The organism is Oryzobacter terrae, from assembly GCF_042756445.1.
GTDB lineage: Bacteria > Actinomycetota > Actinomycetes > Actinomycetales > Dermatophilaceae > Oryzobacter > Oryzobacter terrae.
The window spans coordinates 455,843-479,056 of sequence record NZ_CP170578.1 but is presented as its reverse complement, the minus strand read 5'-3'; the positions used below and the strand labels follow the sequence as shown (position 1 = coordinate 479,056).

General features: G+C 71.0%; 17 protein-coding genes and 3 rRNA genes. All 20 read left to right on the top strand.

The window, feature by feature from the left end:
- Window positions 1-34: 34 nt before the first annotated feature.
- Window positions 35-601 carry a GNAT family N-acetyltransferase gene (locus ACFWN3_RS02300; protein ID WP_377643017.1) on the top strand — a complete coding sequence of 189 codons (567 nt, stop codon included), beginning with the start codon at window positions 35-37 and terminating at the stop codon, window positions 599-601.
- Between the two features lie 124 nt (window positions 602-725).
- A complete protein-coding gene (gene tyrS, locus ACFWN3_RS02295) occupies window positions 726-1,994 on the top strand; it encodes a tyrosine--tRNA ligase (protein ID WP_377643015.1) in 1,269 nt (422 codons plus the stop codon).
- A gap of 651 nt (window positions 1,995-2,645) precedes the next feature.
- A 16S ribosomal RNA gene (locus ACFWN3_RS02290) occupies window positions 2,646-4,179 on the top strand.
- Window positions 4,180-4,596: 417 nt separating this feature from the next.
- Window positions 4,597-7,726 (top strand): 23S ribosomal RNA (locus ACFWN3_RS02285).
- Between the two features lie 106 nt (window positions 7,727-7,832).
- Window positions 7,833-7,949: ribosomal RNA gene (gene rrf, locus ACFWN3_RS02280) — 5S ribosomal RNA — on the top strand.
- The 16S, 23S and 5S rRNA genes sit together here, the layout of an rRNA operon.
- Before the next feature lie 454 nt (window positions 7,950-8,403).
- A complete protein-coding gene (locus ACFWN3_RS02275; RefSeq protein WP_377643013.1) occupies window positions 8,404-9,150 on the top strand; it encodes a tetratricopeptide repeat protein in 747 nt (248 codons plus the stop codon).
- Entirely contained in the window at window positions 9,147-10,124 is a 978-nt protein-coding gene (locus tag ACFWN3_RS02270; protein ID WP_377643011.1) for an HAD-IIA family hydrolase, read from the top strand. The genes ACFWN3_RS02275 and ACFWN3_RS02270 overlap by 4 nt, the downstream gene beginning before the upstream one ends.
- Window positions 10,125-10,173: 49 nt before the next feature.
- Complete coding sequence (locus ACFWN3_RS02265) at window positions 10,174-10,944, top strand: hypothetical protein (RefSeq protein WP_377643009.1); 771 nt, start codon at window positions 10,174-10,176, stop codon at window positions 10,942-10,944.
- Entirely contained in the window at window positions 10,941-11,195 is a 255-nt protein-coding gene (locus tag ACFWN3_RS02260) for a hypothetical protein (RefSeq protein WP_377643006.1), read from the top strand. Before ACFWN3_RS02265 ends, ACFWN3_RS02260 begins: the two co-directional genes overlap by 4 nt.
- A gap of 1 nt (window position 11,196) precedes the next feature.
- Entirely contained in the window at window positions 11,197-12,012 is an 816-nt protein-coding gene (locus tag ACFWN3_RS02255) for a TlyA family RNA methyltransferase (RefSeq protein ID WP_377645509.1), read from the top strand.
- On the top strand, window positions 12,009-12,968 hold the full coding sequence (locus ACFWN3_RS02250) for an NAD kinase (protein WP_377643003.1): 960 nt from the start codon (window positions 12,009-12,011) through the stop codon (window positions 12,966-12,968). Before ACFWN3_RS02255 ends, ACFWN3_RS02250 begins: the two co-directional genes overlap by 4 nt.
- Entirely contained in the window at window positions 12,965-14,653 is a 1,689-nt protein-coding gene (gene recN / locus ACFWN3_RS02245) for a DNA repair protein RecN (protein ID WP_377643000.1), read from the top strand. Before ACFWN3_RS02250 ends, recN begins: the two co-directional genes overlap by 4 nt.
- 23 nt (window positions 14,654-14,676) lie before the next feature.
- Entirely contained in the window at window positions 14,677-15,855 is a 1,179-nt protein-coding gene (gene steA, locus ACFWN3_RS02240) for a putative cytokinetic ring protein SteA (protein WP_377642998.1), read from the top strand.
- Window positions 15,852-16,811 carry a copper transporter gene (locus ACFWN3_RS02235; protein WP_377642996.1) on the top strand — a complete coding sequence of 320 codons (960 nt, stop codon included), beginning with the start codon at window positions 15,852-15,854 and terminating at the stop codon, window positions 16,809-16,811. The genes steA and ACFWN3_RS02235 overlap by 4 nt, the downstream gene beginning before the upstream one ends.
- A complete protein-coding gene (locus tag ACFWN3_RS02230; protein WP_377642995.1) occupies window positions 16,808-17,617 on the top strand; it encodes a hypothetical protein in 810 nt (269 codons plus the stop codon). The genes ACFWN3_RS02235 and ACFWN3_RS02230 overlap by 4 nt, the downstream gene beginning before the upstream one ends.
- Entirely contained in the window at window positions 17,614-19,239 is a 1,626-nt protein-coding gene (gene murJ / locus ACFWN3_RS02225) for a murein biosynthesis integral membrane protein MurJ (protein ID WP_377642993.1), read from the top strand. Before ACFWN3_RS02230 ends, murJ begins: the two co-directional genes overlap by 4 nt.
- 1 nt (window position 19,240) lies before the next feature.
- On the top strand, window positions 19,241-20,344 hold the full coding sequence (locus tag ACFWN3_RS02220; RefSeq protein WP_377642991.1) for a glycosyltransferase family 4 protein: 1,104 nt from the start codon (window positions 19,241-19,243) through the stop codon (window positions 20,342-20,344).
- Between the two features lie 86 nt (window positions 20,345-20,430).
- A complete protein-coding gene (locus ACFWN3_RS02215) occupies window positions 20,431-22,143 on the top strand; it encodes a CTP synthase (protein WP_377645508.1) in 1,713 nt (570 codons plus the stop codon).
- Window positions 22,136-22,783, top strand: coding sequence for an NUDIX domain-containing protein (locus ACFWN3_RS02210; protein ID WP_377642989.1), 648 nt, complete (start codon window positions 22,136-22,138; stop codon window positions 22,781-22,783). Before ACFWN3_RS02215 ends, ACFWN3_RS02210 begins: the two co-directional genes overlap by 8 nt.
- A complete protein-coding gene (locus ACFWN3_RS02205) occupies window positions 22,780-23,214 on the top strand; it encodes a YchJ family protein (protein WP_377642987.1) in 435 nt (144 codons plus the stop codon). The genes ACFWN3_RS02210 and ACFWN3_RS02205 overlap by 4 nt, the downstream gene beginning before the upstream one ends.

Here is a 23,214-nt window from a genome sequence, read left to right as displayed (position 1 = left end):
GGAGGCCGTCGGGCCGAGCGGGTAGGCAGGACCCATGACCTCTCCCGAGCTCGGCTGGCCGCGCCACACCGAGCGCCTCGTCCTCCGGCCGCCCACCGAGGACGACCTCGACCGCGTCCTCGCCTGGCGCAACCACCCCGAGGTCGCGCGGTGGCTCCTGCGGACCGTCGTCGACCCCGTGGCCTACCGCGCCGCGTGGCGGGCGAGCTCGGACGACCCGTGGGACCACTCCGTCGTCGCGGTCGCGGGGGAGGAGGTCGTCGCCACCCTCTCGCTCGAGGTGCGCGACGGCATGGGGCAGATGCTGGAGGGCAACCCGGCCCCCGGGAGCGAGGGGCTGCTCGGCTACCTCGTCGACCCGGCCCACCACGGCCGCGGCTACGCCACCGAGGCGGTGCGGGCGGTGCTCGACCTCGCCTTCGACGACCTCGGCCTCCGGCGGGTCACCGCCGGGTGCTTCGCCGACAACACCGGCTCCTGGCGGGTCATGGAGAAGTGCGGGATGCGCCGCGAGCAGCACGGGGTGCGCGACTCGTGGCACGCCGAGCTCGGGTGGATCGACGGCTACACCTACGCCGTCCTCGCCGACGACCCGCGCTGAGCCCGGGCTGGACGGGGGCGGACCGGAGCGGCCGGTGCGGACCGGAGCGGGGCGCCGACCCGCTCCGTGGCAGGCTTGGCGCCGCCGGGCGCACCGGCAGGAGACGAACGGAAGGACCGACGACGTGACCGACATCCTCGACGAGCTGCAGTGGCGGGGGCTGGTGGCGCAGACCACCGACGAGTCCGCGCTGCGCCGGGCACTCGCCGACGGGCCGATCACGGCGTACTGCGGGTTCGACCCCACCGCCCCGTCGCTCCACTTCGGCAACCTCGTCCAGCTCGTCCTCCTGCGCCACCTCCAGCGGGCCGGGCACCGTGTCATCTGCCTCGTCGGCGGGTCGACCGGCCTCATCGGCGACCCCCGCCCCTCGGCCGAGCGGGTGCTGAAGACCAAGGAGCAGACCGCCGAGTGGGTCGCGAACATCCGCGCGCAGGTCGAGCCGTTCCTCGACGCCTCGGGCGACAACCCCGCGGTCTTCGTCAACAACCTCGACTGGACGCAGGGGATGTCGGCACTCGACTTCCTGCGTGACATCGGCAAGCACTTCCGGGTCAACCAGATGGTGAAGAAGGAGGCCATCGCGGCGCGGCTGAACTCCGACGAGGGCATCTCGTACACCGAGTTCAGCTACCAGCTGCTCCAGGGCCTGGACTACCTCGAGCTGTACCGCCAGTTCGGCTGCACGCTGCAGACCGGCGGCAACGACCAGTGGGGCAACCTCACGGCCGGGTCCGACCTCATCCACCGGGTCGAGGGCGCCTCGGTCCACCTCCTGACGACCCCCCTGCTCACCGACAGCTCGGGGGAGAAGTTCGGCAAGAGCGCCGGCAACGCCATCTGGCTCTCGCCCGAGATGACGAGCCCCTACGCCTTCTACCAGTACTGGCTCAACGTCGAGGACGCCTCGGTCATCGCCCTGGTCAAAGTCTTCACCGACCGCACGGCCGAGGAGGTCGCCGAGCTCGAGCGGCAGGTCGAGCAGGAGCCCTTCCGACGGGCGGCCCAGCGGGCCCTGGCGGCCGACGTCACCACCCTCGTCCACGGCGCCGACGCCACGGCGGCGGTGCAGGCGGCGAGCGAGGCGCTGTTCGGCAAGGGCGACCTGCGGGCGCTCGACGCCGGCACCCTGAGGCAGGCGACCGCCGAGCTGCCCGGCGGTGCCGTCGAGGTGGGGACCTCCCTCGTCGACGCCCTCGTCGCGGTCGGCCTCGTCGACTCCCGCAACGCCGCGAGACGCGCGATCGGTGAGGGCGGTGCCTCGGTCAACGGTGAGAAGGTCACCGACGCCGAGCGCGTCCTGACCGACGACGACCTGCTGCACGGCGAGGTCGTCGTGCTGCGCCGCGGCCGACGGAACCTGGCCGCCGGGCGGGTCCAGGCCCCCGCCTGACGGTCCTCGCTCCACGGTCGACGCCGGATGCCCTGTGCCGCAGGGCATCCGGCGTCGTCGTCAGGGAGGACGGGGTCCCGATTTGGTGAGCGTCGGAGGCGTCGTCTAGTGTTCTCGACGTCAGCCCGAGAGGGAGGAACGGACGCCAAGCGGCTCGGGTGCAGACCCGATCACCAAGCAGGCCGGTCCCGCGAGCTGACACCCCGGTGGAACGCCAGGAGCACGATCGTGCGCCGGCCCGCCAGGGAGTCCCGAACCACCTCGGCCAGGCCCGATCCGCAGCGCGGAGCGAGTTTGACCGCGACGGGGAGGGGCGGGTAAGTTGGAGTGGTTGCCCCCGGACGGAAACGGCCGAGGCGACACACCTGAACGGCAGCCCCCGACCTCGTACCGCTGGTACGGCGTCCGGTGCGCGTCCGATCCTTGAGAACTCAACAGCGTGTCAAAAATCGATGCCAAGTTTTACCTCGTCGCGTCGTTCTCGCCTGGTCGCCGTTGTGGTGGTGGGGTGGGGGTGGTGCACGATTTTATCCTTTGGTTGATGACGGACAAGCAGTGAATTTTTTTGCTGGTTGTTTGTGCTCAGCCGGGGTTTGAACCCTTTACGGGGTGTAGTTGTTTTCCCTGCTTTCGGGTGGGGGATTGAATACATCAACGGAGAGTTTGATCCTGGCTCAGGACGAACGCTGGCGGCGTGCTTAACACATGCAAGTCGAACGGTGATCTTGAGAGCTTGCTCTTGGGTGATCAGTGGCGAACGGGTGAGTAACACGTGAGTAACCTGCCCCAGACTCTGGAATAACCCCGGGAAACCGGAGCTAATACCGGATACGACACCGAGCCGCATGGTTATGGTGTGGAAAGTTTTTCGGTCTGGGATGGGCTCGCGGCCTATCAGCTTGTTGGTGAGGTAGTGGCTCACCAAGGCGACGACGGGTAGCCGGCCTGAGAGGGCGACCGGCCACACTGGGACTGAGACACGGCCCAGACTCCTACGGGAGGCAGCAGTGGGGAATATTGCACAATGGGCGAAAGCCTGATGCAGCGACGCCGCGTGAGGGATGACGGCCTTCGGGTTGTAAACCTCTTTCAGCAGGGAAGAAGCGAAAGTGACGGTACCTGCAGAAGAAGCACCGGCTAACTACGTGCCAGCAGCCGCGGTAATACGTAGGGTGCGAGCGTTGTCCGGAATTATTGGGCGTAAAGAGCTTGTAGGCGGTTTGTCGCGTCTGCTGTGAAAATCCGGGGCTCAACCCCGGACTTGCAGTGGGTACGGGCAGACTAGAGTGTGGTAGGGGAGACTGGAATTCCTGGTGTAGCGGTGAAATGCGCAGATATCAGGAGGAACACCGATGGCGAAGGCAGGTCTCTGGGCCACTACTGACGCTGAGAAGCGAAAGCGTGGGGAGCGAACAGGATTAGATACCCTGGTAGTCCACGCCGTAAACGTTGGGAACTAGGTGTGGGTCTCATTCCACGAGATCTGTGCCGCAGCTAACGCATTAAGTTCCCCGCCTGGGGAGTACGGCCGCAAGGCTAAAACTCAAAGGAATTGACGGGGGCCCGCACAAGCGGCGGAGCATGTGGATTAATTCGATGCAACGCGAAGAACCTTACCAAGGCTTGACATGTACCGGAAACATCCAGAGATGGGTGCCCCGCAAGGTCGGTACACAGGTGGTGCATGGTTGTCGTCAGCTCGTGTCGTGAGATGTTGGGTTAAGTCCCGCAACGAGCGCAACCCTCGTTCCATGTTGCCAGCAGGCCCTTTTAGGGTGCTGGGGACTCATGGGAGACTGCCGGGGTCAACTCGGAGGAAGGTGGGGATGACGTCAAATCATCATGCCCCTTATGTCTTGGGCTTCACACATGCTACAATGGCCGGTACAAAGGGCTGCGAAACCGCGAGGTGGAGCGAATCCCAAAAAACCGGTCTCAGTTCGGATTGGGGTCTGCAACTCGACCCCATGAAGTCGGAGTCGCTAGTAATCGCAGATCAGCAACGCTGCGGTGAATACGTTCCCGGGCCTTGTACACACCGCCCGTCAAGTCACGAAAGTCGGTAACACCCGAAGCCGGTGGCCCAACCCCTTGTGGGAGGGAGCCGTCGAAGGTGGGACTGGCGATTGGGACTAAGTCGTAACAAGGTAGCCGTACCGGAAGGTGCGGCTGGATCACCTCCTTTCTAAGGAGCGCTGGCCGGCCCTTGGGGTCGGTCCAGGCCCTGGTTTGTCCCCGTTCGTGGGGCACCGGGTGCTCAAGGGTGGAACATCGATTATTTGGCACCGCTTGGTCTTGCCGGCACCTAGTACAGCTCCTCTTCGGGGGGTGTGGAACGGGGTCGGGGAGGGTGGCGGTGCCTGACACGTTGTTGGGTCCTGAGGGCTCGGCCGGCCGCTCCTGCCTTGTGGGTGGGGGTGGTTGCCGTTGCTTTTCAGGCCGTGCCGGCCGGCTCCCCGTGTGGGGGTGGGGTGGTGTGGTTGGGACCTTTGCCTCGTGCGAACCGTCGAGCTGTTGGGCTCGGTAGGCGCCGGTGTGGGCGAAGGTGCCGCCCGTATGTTGAGAACTACACAGTGGACGCGAGCATCTTAAAATCTTTGTGCATCAAGTTTTTAAGGGCACACGGTGGATGCCTTGGCACCAGGAACCGAAGAAGGACGTAGGAATCTGCGATAAGCCTCGGGGAGTCGATAACCAGACTGTGATCCGAGGATTTCCGAATGGGGAAACCCGGCTGGAGGCAAGTCCAGTCACTCCCACCTGAACACATAGGGTGGGTAGAGGGAACGTGGGGAAGTGAAACATCTCAGTACCCACAGGAAGAGAAAGCAACCGCGATTCCGTGAGTAGTGGCGAGCGAAAGCGGATCAGGCTAAACCGTATCTGTGTGATACCTGTCAGGGGTTGCAGATGCGGGGTCGTGGGACTTCTCAGTCAGTGCTGACACGCTGGCATGGAGTCAGAAATGTGCGTCATAGTCGAAGGGCATTGAAAGGCCCGGCACAGAGGGTGCGACCCCCGTAGACGAAATGGCGTGCACTCCAGAGAACCATCCCAAGTAGCACGGGGCCCGAGAAATCCCGTGTGAATCCGGCGGGACCACCCGCTAAGCCTAAATATTCCCTGGTGACCGATAGCGGACAAGTACCGTGAGGGAAAGGTGAAAAGTACCCCGGGAGGGGAGTGAAATAGATCCTGAAACCGTGTGCCTACAATCCGTCGGAGCCTCCTTGTGGGGTGACGGCGTGCCTTTTGAAGAATGAGCCTGCGAGTTAGTGCTCAGTGGCGAGGTTAACCCGTGTGGGGAAGCCGTAGCGAAAGCGAGTCCGAACAGGGCGACAGAGTCGCTGGGTCTAGACCCGAAGCGGAGTGATCTACCCATGGCCAGGCTGAAGCGACGGTAAGACGTCGTGGAGGGCCGAACCCACTTAGGTTGAAAACTGAGGGGATGAGCTGTGGGTAGGGGTGAAAGGCCAATCAAACTCCGTGATAGCTGGTTCTCCCCGAAATGCATTTAGGTGCAGCGTCACGTGTTTCTTACCGGAGGTAGAGCTACTGGATAGCCGATGGGCCTCACCAGGTTACTGACGTTAGCCAAACTCCGAATGCCGGTAAGTGAGAGCGTGGCAGTGAGACTGCGGGGGATAAGCTCCGTAGTCGAGAGGGAAACAGCCCAGACCACCATCTAAGGTCCCTAAGCGTGTGCTAAGTGGGAAAGGATGTGGAGTTGCATTGACAACCAGGAGGTTGGCTTAGAAGCAGCCACCCTTTAAAGAGTGCGTAATAGCTCACTGGTCAAGTGATTCCGCGCCGACAATGTAGCGGGGCTCAAGCACACCACCGAAGCTGTGGCATTGACACATTGCCCGGCCACGACTCCTGAGGGATCGTGGTCCAAGCGTGTTGATGGGTAGGGGAGCGTCGTGTGGCCAGGGAAGCGGCGGAGTGATCCAGCCGTGGAGGCCACACGAGTGAGAATGCAGGCATGAGTAGCGAATGACGGGCGAGAAACCCGTCCGCCGAATAACCAAGGGTTCCAGGGTCAAGCTAATCTGCCCTGGGTAAGTCGGGACCTAAGGCGAGGCCGACAGGCGTAGTCGATGGACATCCGGTTGATATTCCGGAACCGGCGAAGAACCGCCCATGACGAACCTCGTGATGCTAAGCGCCTGAAGCCGGCACTTCGTTGCCTCCTTTCGAGGGGGTGACATCGCCGGTGGAGCGCGCGACCCGAGCTGGTAGTAGTCAAGCGATGGAGAGACGCAGGAAGGTAGCCTCCGCGTGGCGATGGTTGTCCACGTCCAAGGGTGTAGGGAGTGACATAGGCAAATCCGTGTCACACATATCCTGAGACCTGATAGTGACCGCGTATGCGGGAAGCAGGGTGATCCTATGCTGCCAAGAAAATCTTCTAGCGAGGTTCGAGCCGCCCGTACCCCAAACCGACTCAGGTGGTTAGGTAGAGAATACCAAGGCGATCGAGTGAATCGTGGTTAAGGAACTCGGCAAAATGCCCCCGTAACTTCGGGAGAAGGGGGGCCCAGACCTTGAAGGACTTCACGTCCTAGGGGAAAGGGCCGCAGAGACCAGGGAGAAGCGACTGTTTACTAAAAACACAGGTCCGTGCGAAGTCGCAAGACGATGTATACGGACTGACGCCTGCCCGGTGCTGGAAGGTTAAGAGGACCGGTTAGACCTTCGGGTCGAAGCTGAGAATTTAAGCCCCAGTAAACGGCGGTGGTAACTATAACCATCCTAAGGTAGCGAAATTCCTTGTCGGGTAAGTTCCGACCTGCACGAATGGCGTAACGACTTCTCCACTGTCTCAACCGCGAACTCGGCGAAATTGCACTACGAGTAAAGATGCTCGTTACGCGCAGCAGGACGGAAAGACCCCGGGACCTTTACTATAGCTTGGTATTGGTGTTCGGTACGGCTTGTGTAGGATAGGTGGGAGACTGTGAAGCCGGCACGCCAGTGTCGGTGGAGTCAACGTTGAAATACCACTCTGGTCGTTCTGGATATCTAACCTCGGTCCGTGATCCGGATCAGGGACAGTGCCTGGTGGGTAGTTTAACTGGGGCGGTTGCCTCCTAAAAGGTAACGGAGGCGCTCAAAGGTTCCCTCAGCCTGGTTGGCAATCAGGTGTCGAGTGTAAGTGCACAAGGGAGCTTGACTGCGAGAGAGACATCTCGAGCAGGGACGAAAGTCGGAACTAGTGACCCGGCGGTGGCTTGTGGAAGCGCCGTCGCTCAACGGATAAAAGGTACCCCGGGGATAACAGGCTGATCTTGCCCAAGAGTCCATATCGACGGCATGGTTTGGCACCTCGATGTCGGCTCGTCGCATCCTGGGGGTGGAGTTGCTCCCAAGGGTTGGGCTGTTCGCCCATTAAAGCGGTACGCGAGCTGGGTTTAGAACGTCGTGAGACAGTTCGGTCCCTATCCGCTGTGCGCGTAGGAAACTTGAGAAGGGCTGACCCTAGTACGAGAGGACCGGGTTGGACGAACCTCTGGTGTGTCAGTTGTCCTGCCAAGGGCACCGCTGATTAGCTACGTTCGGAAGTGATAACCGCTGAAAGCATCTAAGCGGGAAGCACGCTTCAAGATGAGGTTTCCATGCACCATCAGGTGCGAGAGGCTCCCGGCTAGACTACCGGGTTGATAGGCCAGACGTGGAAGTGCAGCAATGCATGCAGCTGACTGGTACTAATAAGCCGACAACTTGATACACACCCAAAGAATTCAAAGCGTGTTCGCGTCCACTGTGCAGTTCCCGAGATACGGACGGGAACCACCCCCACCCGGGGTGAGACACACCCACATATCTCCATAGAGTTTCGGCTGTCATAGCGAAGGGGAAACGCCCGGTCCCATTCCGAACCCGGAAGCTAAGCCCTTCAGCGCCGATGGTACTGCACTGGTGACGGTGTGGGAGAGTAGGACGCAGCCGGACAAACATTCCCAAAAGGGGAGGGCCCACACGCCCTCCCCTTTTGCGTGTGCCAACTCCTGTTCGGCCTTTTCTCCGGTGCCATCGGCCGCCGTCCCGGCGGCGACGCGAGGCGCCCGCATCCGTATGCTGACCCCGACCCCCGTGGCCACGCCACGACGAAGGAGACGATGACGTGCCCGAGAACGACGGACGCCCAGGTGGAGGCCGCGACGGCTCCCTTGGCAGCGGCTCGGGTCGTCCTCCGCGCGGGCCCGGCCGCGGGCCGTCGAGCGGGAGCGACCGCCGTGACGTTCCGCGCCGTGGTGCGGGTCCGCGTCCGGCAGGGAGAGGCCGGGACGGCGACCGCCAGGGCGGTCCCCGCGACGGCAGGGACGGGCGCGACGACCGCGAGCGGGGCGCCAGCCGCCTCGCCCCCAAGGGTCCGAAGCTCCCCGAGCCCTCGATCCCGGAGGGCGTGACGGGCAAGGAGCTCGACCGCTCCATCCACCAGCAGCTGCGCACGCTGTCGAAGGAGAACGCCGAGGGCGTCGCCCAGCACCTCGTCATGGTGTCGGCCCACCTCGAGGCCGACGACATCGACGCCGCCCTGGCCCACGCCGAGACCGCCGTCCGTCGTGCCGGGCGGGTCCCCGCGGCCCGCGAGGCCCTCGGGATGGTGGCCTACCGCAGCGGGGACTTCGCGCGCGCGCTCACCGAGTTCCGCACGGTGCGCCGGCTCAGCGGCTCGTCCCACCTGCTGCCGCTCATGGTCGACTGCGAGCGGGGACTGGGCCGCCACGGCCGCGCCCTCGACCTCGCCGTGACGCCCGAGGCGAGGACGCTCTCGGAGTCGGAGCGGCTCGAGCTCGCCATCGTCGTCTCGGGCATCCGCCGCGACCTCGGACAGGACGACGCCGCGCTGCTGGCCCTCCAGGTCCCTGCTCTCAAGCGCGGCCCGCAGGCTGGGGTGTTCCGCCTCCACTACGCGTACGCCGACACCCTCGCCGGCCTCGGCCGCACCGACGAGGCGCGCGAGTGGTTCCTCAAGGCGGTCGAGGGCGACGTCGAGGGCGAGACCGACGCGGTCGAGCGGCTCGAGGAGCTCGACGGCATCTCGATCATCGACACCGGCGACGACGAGCTCGACGACGTCGACGAGGTCGAGGGCGCCACCCCGGCGGACGACGACGCGTCCACCGACGGCCCCCGCTCCGCCGGGTGAGCGGCGCCGCCGAGGGGCATCCCCTCATCGCGCGCTACGAGGGCGTCGTCTGCGACCTCGACGGCGTGGTCTACCGCGGACCGGCCGCGGTCGAGGGGGCGGTCGAGGCGCTCTCGACGGTCGGCGTGCCCGTCCTCTACGCGACGAACAACGCCTCGCGCCCGCCGGAGGTCGTCGCCGAGCACCTGCGCGAGCTCGGGCTCGCGTGCACGTCCGGCATGGTGGCGACGAGCTCGGAAGCGGGAGCCTGGCTCCTCGCCGACCGGGTCGACCCCGGGTCCGAGGTGCTCGTCGTCGGCGGCATCGGGGTCGGCATGGCCCTCGCGGAGGCCGGCCTCGTGCCCGTGACACCCCACCAGCGCCGGTCCGGTGCCGCCGCACCGGTCGCCGTCCTCCAGGGGTACGGTCCCGACGTCACCGCAGCCGACCTCTCGGAGGCGGCGTACGCGGTGCAGGACGGCGCCCTGTGGGTCGCCACGAACACCGATGCCACGCTGCCCACCGAGCGGGGGGTCGCCCCGGGCAACGGCTCGCTCGTCGCGGCCGTCGGCAACGCCGTCGGCCGTGGTCCCGACCTCGTCGCCGGCAAGCCGGAGGCACCCCTGTACCTGCTGTGCGCGCGCCGGCTGCGCGTCCCGGTGTCGTCGGTGCTGGCCGTCGGCGACCGGCTCGACACCGACATCGAGGGCGCCGTCGCCGCCGGTGCCGAGTCGCTGCTCGTCCTCACCGGGGTCGACGACCTCGGGGCCGTCCTCGAGGCCCCGCGGCACCGTCGCCCGACCTGGGTCGCCCACGACCTCGCCGCGCTCCACACGGACCCCGGGTCGGCCGCGCCGGGGGGCGCGGGCCTGGTCGACCTCGCCGCCGCCGTGGCCGCCGTCCACGCCGCCCGGGACCGCGGGGCCGACACCGCGACGGTCGCCGACCTCACCTCGGCCGCCGAAGGTGTGCTCGCCCGGGTGGCCCACCGGTAGCGTGGCCTCGCAGTGGGGGCCGATCGGGCCACCCGACCGAGGAGGACCCATGGCCAAGCGATCCATCCAGGGCTTCGTCGAGCTCGCGTCCGGGCTCGGAGAGCTGACGCGCAGCCGCGCGAAGGAGGCGGCGACCGAGCTGTTGACGCTGACCGGCGTCGAGGGCTCGAGCAAGAAGGTCGCCAAGCAGGCGGGCAAGCTCGCCGACGACCTGCTCGTCGCAGCGGAGTCCAACCGCAAGCAGGTCGTCCGTCTCGTGCGCAGCGAGGTCGAGGCCGCCATCGGCCGCATCGACGTCGGACGCCTCGTCGGTGAGGTCCAGGGCCTCGGGGCCACCGTCGCCGCCCTGGCCGCCCAGGTCGACGACCTGGCCCGCGCGGCCGCCGGCCGTCCCGCACCGAGCGCCCCCGCCCGGGTCGTCGACGTCGAGCCCGAGCCGGCCCGTGTCGCACCGCGGCCGGCTCCGGCGAGGAAGCGCCCCGCGAAGAAGGCGTCGTCGACGAGCGCCTCGAGCGCGCCGGCCGCGACGCCGTCCCCCGCGAAGAAGGCCCCGGCGAGGAAGGCTGCCGCGAGGAAGTCGCCCGCGACGAAGGCCACACCCAAGAAGGCGACGACGAAGAAGGCGCCGGCCAAGAAGGCGCCGGCCAAGAAGGCGACCACGACGGCCGCGAAGAAGGCGCCCGCCAAGAAGGCGACCACGACGGCCGCGAGGAAGGCCCCGGCGAAGAAGGCTCCGGCCAGGAAGACGTCCGCCGCGAAGAAGGCTCCGGCCGCGACGACGACTCCCTCGACGCCCTCGACGACGGCGGGCACCGCGTGACCGAGCAGCACCCGGACACCGACCCCGAGGTCGTCGACGAGGTCGCCCCCGACCCCGTCGACGACCTCGGGGCCGAGCCCACCCCTTCGCCCACCGACGTCCCGGCGCCCCCGGAGACCGGCGACATCGTCATCGACGCGGCCCTGCGCGACCTCGCCCAGGCCGACCCCGACGACCTCGACGCCCAGCTCGCGACCGGCGAGGCGGTGCACCGGACCCTGCAGTCCCGGCTGTCCGACCTCGGCGGCTGAGATCGCCCGTCTCGACGCCGAGCTCGTCCGACGAGGGTTGGCCCGCTCCCGCGGGGAGGCCCGCGACCTCGTGACCGCGGGACTGGTCAGCGTCGGAGGGCAGCAGGCCCGCAAGCCCTCGCACCCCGTCGACGACGGCGACACCCTCGCCGTCACCGACGAGGGCCCTCGCTGGGTGGGCCGGGCGGCGCACAAGCTCGCGGCCGCCCTCGAGACCTGGGGACCGCAGGGCCTCCGTGCGCAGGGACGTCGCTGCGTCGACGTCGGCGCGTCGACGGGGGGCTTCACCCAGGTCCTCCTCGCCGCCGGTGCCGCGAGCGTCGTGGCGGTCGACGTCGGCCACGACCAGCTGGTCCGCGAGGTCGCCGACGACCCCCGCGTCGAGGAGCGCAGCGGCACGACGGTCCGCGGCCTGGGCGCCGACGACCTCGGGGGACCGGCCGACCTCGTCGTCGCCGACCTGTCCTTCATCTCCCTCACCCTCGTCATGGGCGACCTCGCCGGCCTCCTCGCCGACGACGGAGACCTCGTCGTCCTCGTCAAGCCGCAGTTCGAGGTCGGGCGCGGCCGCCTCAACCGGCAGGGCGTCGTCACCGCGGCCCGCGACCGCGAGGCCGCCCTCGCGCGCGTCCTCGACGCGGTGGGGGAGCAGGACCTGCACGTCCACGGGCTGCGGGCCAGCCCGATCAGCGGCACGACGGGCAACACGGAGTACCTGTTGTGGGCGCGGTCGGTCCCGTCGGACACAATGAGCGGTCAGCAGGTGCGTGCCCTCGCGCGCGCCCTCACGACCGAGACCACGGGAGGACGCCGATGACGACGCCGTCGCGCCGCGTCCTGCTCGTCACCCACGTCGGCCGCCCCGAGGCGCAGCACCTCGCCGCGGAGGTCGCGACCCGCCTCCTCGCCTCCGGCATCGAGGTCGTCGCCCCGGCCGACGAGATGGCGGGGACCGCCCTCGGCGCCGTCGACGGCGTGACGGCGGTTCCCCACGACGCCGCCGACACCGAGCCCACGACCTCGGCCGCCGCGGGCTGCGAGCTCGTCGTCGTCCTCGGGGGCGACGGCACGATCCTGCGCGGCGCCGAGCTGTCCCGCGGCTCCGGGGCGCCCCTCCTCGGCGTCAACCTCGGCCACGTCGGCTTCCTCGCCGAGGCCGAGCGCGACGACATCGACGCCACGGTCGAGCGGATCTGCGCCCAGGACTACACCGTCGAGGACCGCACCACCCTCGAGGTCACCGCCCACGAGGACGGCCGCGTCGTCTTCGGGTCGTGGGCGCTCAACGAGGTCACCGTCGAGAAGGCCTCCCGCGAGCGGATGCTCGAGCTGACCGTCGAGATCGACGGCCGCCCCCTGTCGACGTGGGGCTGCGACGGCGTCGTCATGGCCACCCCCACGGGCTCCACCGCCTACGCGTTCTCCGCGGGCGGCCCCGTCGTGTGGCCCGACGTCGAGGCCCTGCTCGTCGTCCCCATCAGCGCGCACGCCCTCTTCTCCCGACCCGTCCTCGTCGGTCCCCGCTCGCGGATCGCCGTCGAGGTCGTCCCCGGGACCGCCGGCAGCGGCGTCGTCTGGTGCGACGGGCGTCGCGCCGTCGGCCTGCCTCCCGGCGCCCGCATCGAGGTCCAGCGCAGCGACCGGCCGGTCCGGCTCGCCCGCCTGTCCCCCGGGGGCTTCACCGACCGGCTCGTCGAGAAGTTCGCCCTCCCCGTGCAGGGGTGGCGCGGCGCGGCCCGGCGGCAGCAGGCCGAGGAGGACGCCGCCCCGTGATCGAGGAGATCCGCATCCGCGACCTCGGGGTCATCGACGAGGCCGTGCTGCCGCTCCACCGCGGGCTCACCGTGCTCACCGGCGAGACCGGGGCCGGCAAGACGATGGTCGTCACCGCTCTCGGGCTGCTGCTCGGCGGGCGCGCTGACAGCGCCCTCGTGCGCACCGGTGCCGACCGAGCCGTCGTCGAGGGGGTCCTCGACCTCCCGGCCGACCACCCCGCGCTCGTCCGGGCCGCCGACGCCGGCGGCGACACGACCGACGGTCTGGTCCTCGTCCGCTCGGTGTCCGCCGACGGCCGCTCCCGGGCGCACGTCGGCGGCCGCGCGGCACCGGTGGGCCTGCTCGCCGAGCTCGCCGAGCACCTCGTCGCCGTCCACGGCCAGGCCGACCAGTGGCGCCTCAAGCGCGCCGACCAGCACCGCGAGGTCCTCGACGCCTTCGGGGGCGCGCCCGTGGCGAAGGCCCTCGCCGGCTACCGCGACGTGCACTCCCGGCTCACCGAGGCCGAGGCCGAGCTCGAGCACCTGCGCGGGGCCGCGGCCGAACGGGCCCGCGAGGCCGACGGGCTGCGCGTGGGCCTCGAGCGCATCGAGGCGCTCGACCCCCAGCCGGGGGAGGACGAGGCCCTGCGCGTCGAGTCGCAGCGGCTCGGCCACGCCGAGGAGCTCCGCGTCGGTGCCGGCGAGGCCCACGCCGCGCTCGCCGGTGACGACGACGACTCGACCGCCGCCCCGGGCGTCCTCGACGCCCTCGCCACGGCGTCGGCCCGGCTCTCGGCCGTGAGCGACGCCGATCCGGCGCTGGCCGAGATCGGCACCCGCGTCGACGAGCTGCGCTACCTCGCGGCCGACGTCGCGGCCGACCTCGGCTCCTACCTCGGCGACGTCGACGTCGACCCGGCGCGGCTCGAGCACGTCGAGCAGCGACGGGCCGCCCTCGGCGAGGTCACCCGCCTCTACGGCCCGGGCGTCGACGACGTCCTGCTCTGGGCGAAGGAGGCGGCCCGGCGCGTCGACGAGCTCGAGGGCACCGGCGACCGCATCGGCGAGCTCGAGGAGCACGTCGCCACCCTCACGACCGGGCGGGCCGCCGCTGCGGCCGCCCTGACCGCCGCGCGCACCACGACCGCCGCCACCCTCGGCGAGCGCATCACCGAGGAGCTCGCGCACCTCGCGATGGGCTCGGCCACCGTGACCGTCGCCGTCGACGACGCCGGCCGCTTCGGCGCCGACGGCCGCGACGACGTCGAGCTGCGCCTCGCCTCCGGTCCCGGCACCCCGCCGCGCACCGTCACCCGAGCGGCCTCTGGCGGTGAGCTCTCGCGCGTCATGCTCGCCATCGAGGTCGCCACGGCCACCGACACCACCGCCGTCCCGACGTTCGTCTTCGACGAGGTCGACGCCGGGGTCGGCGGCCGGGCCGCCCTCGACGTCGGGGCCCGGCTCGCGGCCCTCGCCCGGCACGCCCAGGTCGTCGTCGTCACCCACCTCGCGCAGGTCGCGGCCCACGCCGACCGGCACCTCGTCGTCGAGCGCTCCGACGACGGCCACGTCACCCGCAGCGGCGTCCACGCCGTCGAGGGCGACGACCGCGTCGCCGAGCTCGCCCGCATGCTCGGCGGCACCGGCACCGACGCCGCGCTCGAGCACGCCCGCGACCTGATGGCGCGCGCCCGGCCCTGACCCGACGTGGCACGATGGTCCGGATGTCCATCCGCCTCCCCGCCCGTAGAGACCGTGGCCCCGTCGACGGGCTGAGCGGTCCCGCGCGCGTCGACCGCCGGACCAAGGACCTGACCAAGCGCCTGCGCCCCGGTGACGTCGCGGTCATCGACCACGAGGACATCGACCGGGTCAGCGCCGAGGCCCTCGTCGCGTGCCGCCCCGCGGCCGTCGTCAACGCCTCGCCGTCGATCTCCGGGCGCTACCCGAACCTCGGCCCCGAGATCCTCGTCGCCGCCGGCATCCCGCTCGTCGACCACGCCGGGCCCGAGGTCATGGCCTTGAAGGACGGGGCGGTCCTCTCGCTCGAGCACGGGGCCGTCGTCTCCGGTGGCCGCACCGTCGCGACCGGGACGGTGCTCGACAACGACCAGGTCCAGGCCGCGATGACGGCCGCGCGCGCCGGGCTCTCCGACCAGCTCGAGGCGTTCGCGGCGAACACGATGGACTACCTGCGCCGTGAGCGCGAGCTGCTCTTCGACGGGGTCGGCGTGCCCGACATCACGACCGACCTCGACGGCCGCCACGTCCTCATCGTCGTGCGCGGCTACCACTACAAGGAGGACCTCGAGACCCTCCGCCACTACATCCGCGAGTACAAGCCGATCCTCATCGGCGTCGATGGCGGCGCCGACGCCCTCATCCAGGCCCGGCACAAGCCCCACCTCATCGTCGGCGACATGGACAGCGTCTCCGACGACGCCCTGCGCTGTGGTGCGGAGATCGTCGTGCACGCCTACCGCGACGGGCGCGCGCCCGGCCTCGAGCGGGTCCGGGCGCTCGGCGTCGAGCCGGTCGTCTTCCCCGCGACGGGGACGAGCGAGGACGTCGCGATGCTCCTGGCCGACGACAAGGGCGCCACGCTCATCGTGGCGGTCGGCACCCACGTCACCCTCGTCGAGTTCCTCGACAAGGGCCGGTCGGGGATGGCCAGCACCTTCCTCACCCGCCTGCGGGTCGGCGGCAAGCTCGTCGACGCCAAGGGGGTCAACCGGCTCTACCGTGCCCGGATTTCCGGGATGAGCCTGGTCATCATGCTGCTCGTCGGGCTGCTCGCGCTCTTCGCGGCCCTCTGGTCCACCGACGGCGGACGAGCCCTGCTCCAGGTGCTCGGCGCCCGCATCGACGACCTCTGGTCGTCCATCCAAGGAGTGTTCGGGTGATCGACTTCCGGTACCACCTCGTCTCGATCGTCTCGATCTTCCTCGCCCTGGCCGTCGGCATCGTCCTCGGCGCCGGGCCGCTCCAGGGCGAGATCGGCGACACCCTCGGTCGCGAGGTGGCGGGGCTGCGCGAGGACAAGGCGCAGCTGAACACCCAGCTCCAGCAGTCGACCGCGGCCCGCGACGGCCTCGACGCCTACATCGGCGAGACGAACGCCGACGTGCTGCGCGGGGCCCTCCAGGACCGCCGCGTCGGCATCGTCGTCCTCCCGGGCTCCGACGCCGCCGTCGCCGAGTCGACCGGCGCGGCGCTGCGCTCGGCGGGGGCGACGGTCGTCTCGACGACGTCGGTCGGCGATGCGTGGGTGTCGACCGACGAGTCCACGGCCGCGGCCCGCGACACCGCCGTCACCGAGGCCGCCCGGGCCGCCGACGTCGACGTCAGCGAGACGGGCGCCGTGTCGCCGCGCGACGTCCTCCTCGCCGCCCTCCTCGCGGCGCCCCCGCAGGCCGGTGTGGAGCCGGTGGACGCGGCGACGGCCGTGCAGGCCCTGCGCTCGCTCGCCGACGCCGACCTCGTCGAGATCGACACCGAGGGCTTCCAGACCGCCGACCTCGTCGTCGTCGTGTCCGGAGTCGTGACCTCCGGGGAGACCGAGGCGCGAGCCACGGCGGCGGAGCGGTGGGTCGACCTGTCCATCGCGCTCGACGACCGCAGCGCGGGCACCGTCGTCGCGGCCGAGACGACGACCGCCTCGGCCGGCGCGCAGGTCCTCGTCGCCCTGCGCAACGACGCGACCGCCACGCGGGGCGTCAGCACCGTCGACAACGCGGGCTCGGCGCTCGGCCAGGCCAGCGTGGTCCACGGGCTGGTCCAGCAGGCGGCCGGGGACGTCGGTCAGTACGGCTTCGCCGGCGGAGCGGACGCGCCCTACGCGCCGCTGCCGGCCCCGTGAGCCCGCTGCGGGTCGCCGCGGCGGGAGCCCTCGCCGCGGCCGCGGCGTTCGGCGCCCAGCGCGCCCTCACCTCCACCGTCCGCTCCCCGCGGTGGGAGCGGACGAACCACGCCGGCGAGCCGGTCACCCTCCTCGAGGGCCCGTCGTACGTCGCGGGGGCGGCCGTGGGAGCCGTGGCCGCCGGACCGGCGGGCGTCGTCGCCGTCCTCGGCTCGGGGGCCTTCGGTGCGCTCGACGACCTCGCGGGGGACGGCGCGAGCAAGGGCCTCAAAGGGCACCTCGGCGCCGCGGCCCGGGGCGAGGTGACGACGGGGTTCGTCAAGGTCGTCGGCATCGGCGCCACCGGCCTCGTCTCCGCCGCGCTCGCGGACCGGCCCCGCGACGACGTCGGCGGGCTCGACACGCTCGTCGGGGGTGCCGTCGTCGCCGGGGCCGCCAACCTCGCCAACCTCCTCGACCTCCGTCCGGGGCGCGCGCTTAAGGCCACCGCGCTGGCGAGCCTGCCCCTCCTCCTCGGCTCGTCCCGCTCCGCCGCCCTCGGGGCGGCCGCGGCCACCGGTGCCGCCCTCGGTGTCGCGGCTCCCGACCTCGCCGGCCGCTCGATGCTCGGCGACACCGGGGCGAACGCCGCGGGCGCCCTCGTCGGCACCGCCCTGCTCGGTGCCACGGGCCGGCGGGGCCGGCTCGTCGCGCTCGCCGTCCTGACCGCCCTGACCCTGGCGTCCGAGAAGGTCAGCTTCACGCGCGTCATCGAGTCGACCCCGGTGCTGCGCGAGCTCGACGCGTGGGGTCGCCCCGCCCGATGACCGGACGCCGCCTCGCCACGGGGATCGCGGGAGCCGCCGGGCTCATCGCGCTGACGACGCTGCTCGCCCGCGCCGCCGGGTTCGCCCGCATCCTCGTCTTCGCCGACGCCGTGCGCGCCGGTGGGGTCGGGGAGGTCTACCAGAGCGTCAACGCCCTGCCCAACGTCCTGTTCGAGGTCGCGGCCGGCGGGGTCCTCGCCGCCGTCGCGGTCCCGCTCATCGCCCACCGGCTCGGGGCGGGGGAGCGCGACCGGGCCGACCACCTCGCCTCGGTGCTCCTCACCTGGGCCGTCGTCGTCCTCGGCCCGCTGGCGGCCCTCCTCGCCCTCGCGGCACCGGGACTCGCGTCGTGGCTCGTCGACGACTTCGACCCCCGCGCCCACGAGGTCGCCACGACCCTGCTGCGGATCTTCGCCGTGCAGGTCCCGCTCTACGGGATCGGGATCATCCTCGCCGGGCTGCTCCAGGCCCACCGCCGCTTCCTCGCGGCGGCCCTGGCCCCGCTCGTGTCGTCGGTCGTCGTCCTCGCGTCCTACCTCTGGTACGGCTCGCTCACCGGCGGCGAGACCGCGCCGTCCCTCGTCGGCGACGACGCGATCCGGGTCCTCGGTTGGGGCACGACGCTCGGGGTCGTCGTCCTCTCGCTGCCCCTCGTCGTCCCCGCCCTCGCCACCGGCTGGCGCTGGCGGCCCGCGCTGCGGCTCGACCGGGAGGACGCCACCCGGGTCGGCTCGCTCGCCGGCGCGGGCGTGCTCGCCCTCGCCGCCCAGCAGGGTGCCGTGCTCGTGACGATGTGGCTCGCGAACCACTCGAGCGACCGGGGTGCCTTCCCCGTCTACCAGTACGTCCAGGCCGTGTACCTGCTGCCGTACGCCGTCATCGCCGTGCCGATCGCGACGAGCGCCTTCCCGGCCCTCGCGGCGCGCACCGGAGCGGGGGAGGACACCACCTCGACGCTCGCCCAGGCCCTGCGGGCGGTGCTCGTGCTCTGCGGGCTGGCCGCCGGCGTCCTCGTCGCGGCGGCACCCGCGGTCGGGTCCTTCTTCGCCGTCCTCGACGCCAACCGGGGGAGCGACGGGGCCAGCACCACCGCACTGGCCGCCCTGCCCGGTGCGCTCATCGCCTACGCCCCTGGTCTCGTCGGGTTCGGCGTCACGGCGCTGCTCACCCGTGCGCTCTACGTGAGAGGACGCCCGATGGACGCCGCCCTCACCACCGCGTTCGGGTGGGGCCTGGCCGCCGTCGTGCCGCTCGTCGTCGTCGGGTCGGGGCAGGGGCCCTCCCTCACCCTGCGGTGGCTCGGCTTCGCCTCGACCGTGGGCATGACGGCGACGGCCATCGGCCTCGTCGTCCTCGTCCGCCACGCATGGGGCCGCGAGGCGACCGAGGGCGTGGGGCGCACCGCGGGCGTCCTCGTCGTCGCGCTCGCCGTGGCCCTCCTCGTCGGCGACCTCGTCACCCACGGGCGCGCGATGGACACGCTCCTCACGGCGGCCCTCTGGGGGACGGCCGCGGGGCTCGCCGCGCTCATGGCGGGGGTGGTGACGCTCGTCGTCGGCGACCGCGCCATGATGGGTGAGGTCCTGCGACGTGGCAGGACGCGACGACGCGGAGGCGGCTGACGTGAAGGTGCTCGTCGTGCTCGGGACGAGCACGGGTGGGGTGGGGCAGCACGTCCGGGGGCTGGTCCGCGGGCTCGCCGGGGCGGGGCACGTCGTCGTCGTCGCCGGACCCTCCGACGTGCTCGCCCACTTCGGCCTCGGTGAGGTCGCGGCGGCCCTCGTCACCCTCGACGTCACCGACCGCCCGCACCCGGCTCGTGACGCGCGCGCCCTGCGGGTCCTCTCGGGCGTCGTCGCCGGCGCCGACGTCGTCCACGCCCACGGCCTGCGCGCCGCCGCGCTCGCCGTCCTCGCGACCGCGCGCAGCGGCCCGCCGGTCGTCGCCACGCTGCACAACGCCGCTCCCTCCGGCGCCCTGACGGGTGCCGTGTACGCCGTCCTCGAGCGCGTCGTCGCCCGGGGGAGCGCCCTCGTCCTCGGGGTCTCGGCCGACCTCGTCGAGCGGATGCGTTCGCTCGGCGCGCGCCGCACCGGGCTCGCCGTCGTCCCCGCCCCACCGCCGCGCACGGCGGCGCGCGAGCGGCACGAGGTGCGCGCCGACCTCGGCGTCGCAGCGTCGGCCGCGCTCGGTGTCGTCGTGGCCCGGCTCGCGCCGCAGAAGGGCCTCGACGTCCTCCTCGACGCGCACCGCGAGCTGCGCGACGACCCCGAGGTCGACCTCGTCACCGTCGTCGCCGGCGACGGACCCCTGCGCGACGGGCTCGCCGACCGGATCCGCGACGAGCGCCTGCCGGTGCGCCTGCTCGGGCGGCGCGACGACGTCCCCGACCTGCTCGCCGCCGCCGACGTCGTCATCTCGAGCGCGGTGTGGGAGGGCCAGCCGGTCGGCCTCCAGGAGGCCCTGCACGCCGGGGCCGCCATCGTCGCCACCGACGTCGGGGGCACGGGCGCGGTCGTCGGCGACGCCGCCCTCCTCGTCCCGGCCAACGAGGCCGCCGCCCTCGCCCGGGCCGTGCGCGACGTCGTCGTCCACGGGGCGGTCCGCGACGACCTGCGCTCGCGGGCGGTCGAGCGGGCCGGGCAGCTCCCCACCGAGGACGACGCCGTCACCGCGGCCCTCGCCGGTTATCGGTCGGTCCTGCCGCGGGGGCTGCTCGGGGCCTGACGGGTGTCCGAGCCGTGGATTCCTGTGGCCGATCTGGGGTGTCGGTCGGTGGGGGGCCCGCTCATCACCTAGAGTTGAACCCCGTGGTGCTCCAGACGACGAAACAGATCTTCGTGACCGGAGGCGTCGCCTCCTCGCTCGGCAAGGGGCTCACCGCCTCGTCGCTCGGGCACCTGCTCCGGGCCCGTGGCCTGCGGGTGACGATGCAGAAGCTCGACCCCTACCTCAACGTCGACCCCGGGACGATGAACCCGTTCCAGCACGGCGAGGTGTTCGTCACCGACGACGGGGCCGAGACCGACCTCGACATCGGCCACTACGAGCGCTTCCTCGACGTCGCCCTCAAGGGCAGCGCCAACGTCACGACCGGCCAGGTCTACAACCGGGTCATCCAGCGCGAGCGGCGCGGCGAGTACCTCGGCGACACCGTCCAGGTCATCCCGCACATCACCAACGAGCTCAAGGAGCGGATGCGGGCCCAGGCCGCCGGATCGCCCGGGGTCTCCGACGCCGACGCCCCCGACATCATCATCACCGAGATCGGCGGCACGGTCGGCGACATCGAGTCGCTGCCCTTCCTCGAGGCCGCGCGCCAGGTCCGCCACGACCTCGGCCGCGACAGCGTCTTCTTCCTCCACGTCTCGCTCGTGCCCTACCTCGCGCCGAGCGGTGAGCTGAAGACCAAGCCGACCCAGCACTCCGTCGCCGCGCTGCGCCAGGTCGGCATCCAGCCCGACGCGCTCGTGCTGCGCGCCGACCGCGAGATCCCCGAGTCGATCAAGCGCAAGATCTCGCTCATGTGCGACGTCGACACCGAGGCCGTCGCGGCCGCGGTCGACGCCCCGAGCATCTACGACATCCCCAAGGTCCTGCACCGCGAGGGCCTCGACGCCTACGTCATCCGTCGCCTGGGCCTGACCTTCCGCGACGTCGACTGGACCGACTGGGACCTCCTCCTCGACCGGGTCCACGAGCCCGAGCACGAGGTCGAGGTCGCGCTCGTCGGCAAGTACATCGACCTCCCCGACGCCTACCTCTCGGTCACCGAGGCCCTGCGCGCCGGTGGCTTCCACCACGACGCGAAGGTCCGCATCCGCTGGGTCGCGTCCGACTCGTGCGAGACCGAGGCCGGCGCCACGAAGGCCCTCGGCGGCGCCGACGCCGTCCTCGTCCCGGGGGGCTTCGGCGTGCGCGGCATCGAGGGCAAGGTCGGCGCGCTGCGCTGGGCGCGCGAGCGGGGCGTCCCGACCCTGGGGATCTGCCTGGGCCTGCAGTGCATGGTCATCGAGTACGCGCGCACCGTCGCCGGCATCGAGGGCGCCAGCTCCACCGAGTTCGACCCCGACACCCCCGCACCCGTCATCGCGACGATGGAGGAGCAGAAGGCCTTCGTCGAGGGCGCCGGCGACCTCGGCGGGACGATGCGCCTCGGGAGCCAGCGGGCGGCCCTGGTCGAGGGGTCCGTCGTCGCGGGCGCGTACGGCGCCACCTTCGCCGACGAGCGGCACCGCCACCGCTACGAGGTCAACGAGTCGTACCGCACGCAGCTCGAGGACGCGGGCCTCGTCATCAGCGGGACGCACCCCGAGCTCGGCCTCGTCGAGTTCGTCGAGCTGCCGCGCGAGGTGCACCCGTACTACGTCTCGACGCAGGCGCACCCCGAGTTCAAGTCGCGCCCGACCCGCGCCCACCCGCTGTTCGCGGGCCTCATCGGTGCGGCCATCGAGGAGCAGCGGGCCTCGCGCCTCGTCGAGGTCGAGCGGCACCGCCACCACGAGCCCGCCGAGGCGAATGCCTGACGCGGCGCCGCTGCGCGACGAGCTGTCGCCGCGGCCCGTCCTCGACTCCGTCGTGTCCTTCGCGGGCCGCGTCTGGGACGTGCGCAGCGAGCACGTCGACCTCGGGGAGGCCGGGGTCGTCGTGCGTGACTTCGTCGACCACACCGGAGCCGTCGCGGTGCTCGCCCTCGACGAGGACGACCGCGTGGTCCTCGTCCAGCAGTACCGGCACCCGGTGGGCGCGTTCGAGTGGGAGCTGCCCGCCGGGCTCCAGGACGTCGACGGGGAGCCGCCGCACCTCACGGCCGCGCGCGAGCTCGCCGAGGAGGCCGACCTCACCGCGGGGCAGTGGCACCTCCTCCTCGACCACTACGCCTCGCCCGGCGGCTCGAGCGAGGCGCTGCGCGTCTTCCTCGCCCGCGACCTGGCCGACGTCCCGCCCGACGAGCGCCACGAGCGCGACGGCGAGGAGCTGGGGATGCCGGTGCGCCGGGTCCCGCTCGACGACCTCGTCGAGTCGGTGCTGGCCGGAGACGTCCACAACGGCACCCTGATGATCGCGGCGCTGACCGCCGCCCGGCTGCGCGACCGGGGGTGGGAGGGCCTGCGCCACGTCGACGAGCCCTGGCCGACGATGTCGCGGACCCGCCGCCGGTCGTGAGCGGTGCGAGCGGCCTCGGTGGCCTGGTGCCGGCCGGGGATGCTGTCTGCCCGTGCGGCGGTGTGCCGCAGGGCAGCTCGTTCTCCGACTGCTGCGGACCCGTCGTCTCCGGAGAGGCCCTGGCACCCTCCGCCGAGGCGCTGATGCGATCGCGGTACACGGCCTACGCCGTCCACGCCGGGGACCACCTGTTCCGCAGCTGGCACGCGCGGACCCGTCCCGAGGACGTCGATCCCGACGAGCGGGTGCGGTGGGTCGGCCTCGACGTCGTGGACGTCGTCGACGGTGGCCCCGACGACACCGAGGGCGTCGTCGAGTTCCGGGCGCAGTGGGTCAGCGACGACGACGGGCCGGTCCGCCGCGGGGAGGTCCACGAGCGCAGCCGGTTCACCCGGCGCGCGGGCCGGTGGGTCTACCTCGAGGCGCTCTGA

What these genes read in the sequence shown, in the direction of transcription:
- ACFWN3_RS02300 (WP_377643017.1), top strand. Translation starts at nt 35, where the DNA reads ATGACCTCTCCCGAGCTCGGCTGGCCGCGCCACACCGAGCGCCTCGTC.
- ACFWN3_RS02265 (WP_377643009.1), top strand. Translation starts at nt 10,174, where the DNA reads ATGGCCAAGCGATCCATCCAGGGCTTCGTCGAGCTCGCGTCCGGGCTC.
- ACFWN3_RS02250 (WP_377643003.1), top strand. Translation starts at nt 12,009, where the DNA reads ATGACGACGCCGTCGCGCCGCGTCCTGCTCGTCACCCACGTCGGCCGC.
- steA (WP_377642998.1), top strand. Translation starts at nt 14,677, where the DNA reads ATGTCCATCCGCCTCCCCGCCCGTAGAGACCGTGGCCCCGTCGACGGG.
- murJ (WP_377642993.1), top strand. Translation starts at nt 17,614, where the DNA reads ATGACCGGACGCCGCCTCGCCACGGGGATCGCGGGAGCCGCCGGGCTC.
- ACFWN3_RS02210 (WP_377642989.1), top strand. Translation starts at nt 22,136, where the DNA reads ATGCCTGACGCGGCGCCGCTGCGCGACGAGCTGTCGCCGCGGCCCGTC.